This window comes from Candidatus Hakubella thermalkaliphila, from assembly GCF_013281975.1.
GTDB classification, from domain to species: Bacteria; Actinomycetota; Humimicrobiia; order Hakubellales; family Hakubellaceae; genus Hakubella; species Hakubella thermalkaliphila.
Genome location: NZ_BLRZ01000273.1, coordinates 1 through 1,155, shown reverse-complemented (window position 1 = coordinate 1,155; position 1,155 = coordinate 1). Strand labels below are relative to the sequence as shown.

General features: G+C 44.4%; 1 protein-coding gene and 2 pseudogenes. 2 read left to right on the top strand and 1 reads right to left on the bottom strand.

Annotated features, from left to right (window positions below; translation table 11 throughout):
* Positions 1-118, top strand: a pseudogene (locus tag HW443_RS11490) (ISAzo13-like element transposase-related protein); the annotation flags it as partial.
* Positions 119-124: 6 nt separating this feature from the next.
* Here the strand turns inward: HW443_RS11490 and HW443_RS11485 are convergent.
* Positions 125-715 (bottom strand): annotated as a pseudogene (locus tag HW443_RS11485) (transposase); the annotation flags it as partial.
* 150 nt (positions 716-865) lie between these two features.
* Here HW443_RS11485 and HW443_RS14145 point away from each other — a divergent pair.
* Entirely contained in the window at positions 866-988 is a 123-nt protein-coding gene (locus tag HW443_RS14145; RefSeq protein WP_176238254.1) for an ISAzo13-like element transposase-related protein, read from the top strand.
* Positions 989-1,155: the final 167 nt, after the last annotated feature.

Below are 1,155 nucleotides of genomic sequence, written 5' to 3'. Positions count from 1 at the left end.
GTTTTCTTTTATCAGTATGAACTGGAAAGGAGAACCGCTAATCAATTATGAGACAGTAGTAAATATGATCAGTACTACCACAACGAGATCCGGCTTAAAAATAAAGGCTCAATTAGATTAGGACTTACGCAGTTGGGGTAAGACTGTAGGTAGGGTTACCCAGATAAGCCCGTATTGCCTCCCTGATAATGGACACCTTTGCCTCATACCAACTATTTCCCGTTCGCAACTTGTGTATCTCCAAACGCAGAAATGCCCGCAGCGCATAAAGAAAGTGATTCTTCTGTGCCACCGCCTTCCGTACTTGCGCTCGCTCAATTCCGCAGCACTGCTTGATCCCCCGATGATATACCTCGATCCTCCACCCCTGGCTCTCCAAGTCCTCCCGACTAGCTTCGTCCATCTGAAGATCATCAGTCGCCCAGTATTGCCCGTCCCCGTTTTCAGAGACCGTCCGAAATACCTTGATGAACCCATATCCCTTCAGATGTACCACTCGTCCCTCTGGAGGAATCTTCGCTTGACTGAGGGGAATATTCCCTTCCCCATCAGGATTGACCAAACGGTTACTCTTCAGCCTTGTTAGCCAATGCCAGCCGTAATCTCGGACCCTCTTCAGATTTCCCAAGCTGGCATACCAAGTATCAAACAACACAAAGCTTGGCTCAAAGTCCCGTTCCTTAGCTTCCTTAAGCATCGCCTGGAAATGGTCGTCTATGAGAAAGTGGATGTAATCCAGGTCATCGCATTTGGGTGGGTTCATATTCTCTCCAACCTCCTTACCAATAGAACTTGACCTTTTCTTGCAGGTTATATATTATAATTATACTGGCTAGGGGATTAGGCAGTCAACTGCGTAACTCCTATAGATAAAAATAAATATGAAACAGGCGTTAAGGTTTCTGATAGAGAAATGAAGGGATTAAAGATCGAACATCACCAATTGCATCCAAAGTGGAACTATACAATCTTTCCCCAAGAGAGTTAGATTAAGGAGTTCAGGCAAGATGTAATTATAGGAGATAGCAGGAGAAATATTTATCCTATTCTGTTGACGTGTGCCAGGTTGCTTTTTTAGGTTTTTTTGCTTGACAAGAATCGGGGGGGGTATACAATTAAAAATGAAAGGAGGAAGTGCTAATGGGTTCTGCCAAA